The sequence below is a fragment of the Streptosporangium vulgare genome (assembly GCF_042428775.1).
Lineage (GTDB): Bacteria > Actinomycetota > Actinomycetes > Streptosporangiales > Streptosporangiaceae > Streptosporangium > Streptosporangium vulgare.
The window spans coordinates 1-5,494 of the sequence record NZ_JBHMBS010000072.1; the positions used below are offsets into that span (position 1 = coordinate 1).

Annotated in this window: 2 protein-coding genes; one reads left to right on the plus strand and one right to left on the minus strand. The window is 65.2% G+C overall.

Going from position 1 to position 5,494, the window contains the following annotated elements; translation table 11 throughout:
• Positions 1–277: 277 nt before the first annotated feature.
• The gene (locus ACFFRH_RS43925) at positions 278–1,579 is read left to right on the plus strand and encodes a hypothetical protein (RefSeq protein ID WP_386164104.1); all 1,302 of its coding nucleotides are present in this window, start codon (positions 278–280) and stop codon (positions 1,577–1,579) included.
• A gap of 2 nt (positions 1,580–1,581) precedes the next feature.
• Here ACFFRH_RS43925 and ACFFRH_RS43930 read toward each other — a convergent pair whose 3' ends face one another.
• Positions 1,582–5,259, minus strand: a complete 3,678-nt coding sequence (locus tag ACFFRH_RS43930; protein WP_386164106.1) for a DUF4082 domain-containing protein — start codon at positions 5,257–5,259, stop codon at positions 1,582–1,584.
• Positions 5,260–5,494 lie beyond the last annotated feature (235 nt).

The window sequence follows — 5,494 nt, forward strand, 5'->3', positions numbered from 1 at the left end:
GTACGCAAGGCAAAGGCAGCAGACCCGGCCAACCTGATCATCCATCGTCTGCCGCGTCAGGCGATGAAACGAACTGATATGCGGTCACACCGAAGCCCTGTTCCTTTGCGGGAATTTAGGCAGCCGGACGATGGCATATCCGGCGGCAATGGCATGCCCTGCCATTAAAGTCGGCGGGCGGTGCCCACTCCCCCGCCCTGCCCCCGCGCCGGAGAGCCGACCCGCCTTCGGCACACGAAATCCCGATCCGGCCACGACATCGTACGGGTGATTCTCTGTGGAGTACATGATCGTCGCGGCCGCCGCGGTGGCGCTGGTGTTCATCGTTCAGACGGCCCTCGACGCGCAGGTGGCTCGGCGCGCCCTGGGGGTGCTGATGCTGGCCTTCGTCGTGCGACTGCTCGTTCACGTCCTCGTGATGCGATCCAACTCCATCGCATACGGCGGGGACAACTTCGTCTACGAGGGCAGGGCCCTGGAGATCGTGGCGTACTGGAAGCACGAGGGCTTCACGTTCGTCACCTCCGATCAGATCGACAGCCTTCACTCCGTGGCGGTGCCCTGCAACGTCTTCGCGGCGATCATGTACCTGTGCGGCGGCCCTGCCCCCCTGGCCTGCACCGCCTTCGTGGCGCTCATCGCCTGCGGGCTGTGCGCCGTCATGTACAGGTTCGCGCGGCTCATCGGCGCCGACGAGCGTGCGGCGTTCAGGCTGATGACCCTGATGGCGTTCATGCCGGCATTCATGCTGCACACGTCCGACACGTTCAAGGACGGATTCAACGCGTTTCTCGTCATAGCCTGTCTCGGCCTCGCCGCTTCGAACGTCCAGCGTTTCGACATGCGCAAACTACTTCTTCTCGGGCCGCTGCTGTGGACGCTCTGGAACGTGCGCCCCTACATGGTTTTCATGTGCGCGATACCACTGATTCTCGGCCTGGCGGGACTCAAGCGGGCTTTCCCGTTGTGCGTGCTGGCCATCCTGGCCACACTCCTGGTTCCCGTCCTGATATTTCCTGATATGACGGAGAGCACACCGCTCGTCATGATGCAGGAGCAGCTGGAGCGCGGGCAGTCGGAGATCGTCCGTCACTCCAACGCCGCGGGAGGTTCGGGAATCGTCTTCGACGACGGCGGCAATCCGTGGAGCGCGTTCCTGCCGAAGCTGGTCTACACGCTTCTCTCCCCGTTCCCCTGGATGGACGGCAGCCTGGTGCTGCAGCTGGCGAAGACCGAGACGGTGCTGTGGTACTACCTTCTGTGGTGCGCGGTCTCCGGGGCCCGGCGAATGTGGGGCGAGAACCGCAGGATGCTGCTGATCCTCCTGCTCTTCGCCGTACCGTGCACGATCATGTACACGACCACGATGTCCAACATCGGTCTCATCTTCCGGCAGCGGATACCGATCGTCATGGTCGTGAGCCTGTTGTCCGCGGTCGCCTGGACCAGGGTCCCGCAGGAGCGGCGGCAGTTCATGTCCGGCGCGGGAACGGGTCCGGACACCGCCGGTTCCGCGGTGTCCGCCCACCCGTCCGGCACGGCGGGGAGGGCGCCGGCCGGGATTACGCGAGCGCGGTGAGGCTAGTCGACGTCGAACACCACGTCGACCCAGTAGTTGCCGGCCTGGTAGGTGCTGGTCGGGAAGGGATTCGCCGCGCCGTAGGTGTAGACACCGTTGCCTCCCACCGCACCGCTGGCCGGCGCGATGAGCGGTTCGCTCGTGTACTGCACGTTGAAATACGGTCGTGTCTGCGAATAATAACCGGACAAAGTGTTATAAGAGACAACATAGATCGTGTTCTCGGTCACCGGAACGGGCGTATCGAAGTTCACCTGCTGCCACCCGCTCGCCGTCTCGCCGGTGAAGGTCGCGCTGGCGAGCAACTGCCCGTTACTCGTCCACAGACTCCCGACATGCGGCCCGATGTTCTTGGCGCCCTTGTAGAAACGGACACCCCTGATACTGCCACTCGTCATCGTCTGGAACTTGACTCCGACCGTGATGGGAAGCTTGTCGGGTTGGGATGCGACGGCGGGGGTCGCCGTGTTCTCCCAGAGGCTCGTGAACGGCACGAACAGCACGTCGACCCAGTAGTTGCTGGCCTGATAGGTGCTGGTCGGGAAGGTGCTCGCCGCGCCGTACGTGTAAACACCGTTGCCCCCCTCCTCACCGTTGCCCCGCGCGACGAGCGGGCCGTTCATGTACGGCTCGGTGAAATACGACGGTGTCAGCGAGTAGAACCCCGAACTCGTGTAGTACGAGGCGATGTACGTCGTGTGGGCGGTCACCGTGACCGGCGTGTCGAAGCGCACCTGTTGCCACCCGCTCGCCGTCTCATTGGTGAAGGTCGCGTTGGCGAGCAACTGCCCGTCACTCGTCCACAGAGCCCCGACATGCGTCCCGGTGTTCTTGGCGCCCTTGTAGAAACGGATGCCCCTGATGCTGCCATCGACCAGCGTCTGGAACTTGACGCCGACCGTCACGGCGTTGGGGTCGTTCCGCGACGGGATCTGCGGAACCGTCTGATCGTCCCACAGGCTCCTCACCGGGACGAACAGCACGTCGACCCAGTAGTTGGTGGCCCGGTAGGTGCTGGCCGGGAAGGTGCTCGTCGCGCTGTAGGCGTAGACACCGTTACTGATCTGCACACCGCTGGCCGGCACCACGAACGGGCCGTTCGTGTACTGCGCGGTGAAGTAGGGAACCGTTGTCGAGTAGTGCCCGGACGTCGTGTGATATGAGGCGACATACCTCGTGCCGGCGGTCACCGTGACCGGCGTGTCGAAGTCCACCTGCTGCCACCCGCTCGCCGTCTCGCCGGTGAACGTGGCTCTCGCCAGGAGCTGCCCGCTCGCGCTCCAGAGGTTCCCCGTGTGTGTTCCGGTGTTGAGTGCGCCCTTGTAGAACCTGACGCCTCTGATGGTGCCCGGAGTCGTGGTCTGGAACTGCACCCCGAGCTCGACCGGCGCGGAGTCGCTGACCGAGCCGACGGCGGGCACGGCGCTGGGCGGCCAGATGGTGCAGGCGTCACACGACGCGTAGACGGTGGCGGTGATCGTGGTCGGGATCGCCTGGAGGTTGCCGATGTCGTCGACCGCCCGGACCGCGATCGTCACCGTTCCCGTGGTCTGGGGCGTCCAGCGATACTGCCAGTTCTCCCTTCCCGTCGCCGGAAACCACCGGTTACCGCCGTCGACCGAGACCTCGATTCCGGCCACGACACCGCCCCCGGTGTCGGCCGCCGTTCCCTGGATCGTGACGTTCGTCAGCTCGGGCAGGGCTGCTCCGTTCGACGGGCTCGTGATCGTCGACGTGGGAGGGCTGGTGTCCGTCGACGCGGTGGCCGGGACCAGCCCCGGCTGGAGGCTGGCGGGCTGGGACCGCATGTCGGCGAGGAGGTTGACCGTCGCCTGCTGCATCCGGATGTCGGTGGGTGTGCCCGCCCGGTCGTGGTTGGCGTCCAGCCCCCAGGACCACTGGACGGTCCCCGCGCCGAAGACGAGCGCACCGCTGGAGGCCCGGTAGAGCGTCAGGTTGTGGTTCGCGGTGCCGAGCCCGTACGTACTGCCGTAGTCGAGCAGGTATTTGGAGGTGAGGTTCATGACCGTGCTGGAGTACTTGGCCCGGCCCGGCGGTTCCGACCCGTTGCTGGGTGACACATCCCATTCATAGCCGAGCGTCCCGGTGGGGAAGACGGCTGTCTGCCCGGGAGCGAGGTTCGCCACGGATGTGTTGCGCCAGATCCGCATCTTGCTGAAGTCGGCCGACACGGTTATCGCGTCGTTGGAGACGCCGTTGACCCTGAACCACGTCCCGTTCAGCGCGTTCTCCGGCCTGCCGCCGTTCGAGGGCGGGGAGAAGCGTGGGTCGCGCCACGATCCGGTCCACTGGGGGCTCGGGTCGATCTTGGCGTTCGCCAGCGTCTCCTTGTAGCAGACGAAGGTCCTGAAGGGGGTCCCGTCACTCAGGGCCGCCTCCCAGCGCCCCTTCCAGAAACCCTCGTTCCCGGAGAAGAAGGCTATGTTGACGCCGTTGTCCCTCGCGTTCGTGACGTTGTCCCGCATGTCGTTGGACCAGTACTCGTCATGGCCGACGGAGAGAAAGACCTTGTGGTTGAGTATCTGCTGGCCACGCATCGCGGTGTCGATACTGCTGGTGTAGCTGACGTCGTAGCCGTTGGCCTCGATCCATCTGATCATGGGGTATTCGGCGTTGAAGAACCAGCTCTCCACCGAACCGCCACAGCAGCTGGAGACACGCGTGGTGAACGGCCGGTTGTAACTGACCTTGAAGGCCCGCCCCGCCGCGGTGCCCGCCGAGTAGAGACTGCTGTCGCCGTACTTGTTGTACGCCTGCCAGGTGCTGTCGGAGGTCTGCAGCAGGAGATCCGATCCGCGTTCGTCGTCCCGGACCACGAATATCATCTGGCTGGCACCGGGGGTCTCGTCATCCCGGATCAGGTTCGCGATGTAGACCCCCGAGACGGCGTCGGCCGGCACGGCCCACGAGGCGGAGACCGCCCAGTTCCCGCAGTCGACCAGCGCGGTCACCGAATCCGTGAGGCAGGACGGCTGTACCTGGGGCAGCGTGGCCGAAGGAGTGAGTGTTGTGATTTTTCGTGCGCCCATGCCGCCGTAGTAACCGATGCGGTAGACGTCCACGTGGTAGGCGGTCGCCAGGGTGTTCACCTTGAACTGAAGGGTCTCCCCCTTGTCGACGCTCATCTGGGTCGCGTACCCCTGAATGCTGCTGCTGCCTGCTCCCGGTATGTCCCACTCGCTCGGCGGGTTTCCCGGCAGGCTGTTCTCCAGGCAGATGACGGAGGACGGCGGACAGGCCGCGTGGCGAGCCCGGCCGCGAGGCTTCGCGTCCGCGGTCTTCTCCTTTGGCCTCCCGGTGTCTTCCCTGGGAAGACCTCGCAGGCCGGCCTCGGCGAGCCTCCGCTCCAGCGCACGGGCTCGGTCGCCTTTCGGCGGCGGCGCCTTGACCTCCACGGCCCGGCGTCCGCCGGACGGCGCCTGCCCGGCGCCCGAGGCGGGTCGCCCGGGTGCGTGTCCGGTCACCTGGCCGGGGGCGGCGTCGGGTCCGAACGGTACGACGTTCCGCACGGTTACCGACTCCCGCGGGGCGGCGGTGCCGGGTTCCGGTGCCCAGCCGGCACCCAGCAGGCCGATCAGGGTGAGAAGACCGACCCCGAAGGTGAACGGCGACCGCCGCCCGAGCCCGACCTTCCCCGCATCGTCCGTACCGCCTGCCATGAGCGACCTCCCGAAAGCACTCCCTTGGCCAAATCGCCACCCCGGCCAAAGCCATGGGCAGAAAGAAAGGCAATCACATCCAACCCCCTACAGGAATTAGCCTTAAATAACGGCGATTTACCTACAACACAGAAGATCACTCTAATATCGCACCAAAAGACCATTCAAAGCGTAAATCAATCTCAACTCGGTGAAGGCGTGAAGCAATCGGGCCTGCTGCCTTTGCCTTGTGCAT

What these genes read in the sequence shown, in the direction of transcription:
- ACFFRH_RS43930 (WP_386164106.1), bottom strand. Translation starts at nt 5,259, where the DNA reads ATGGCAGGCGGTACGGACGATGCGGGGAAGGTCGGGCTCGGGCGGCGG.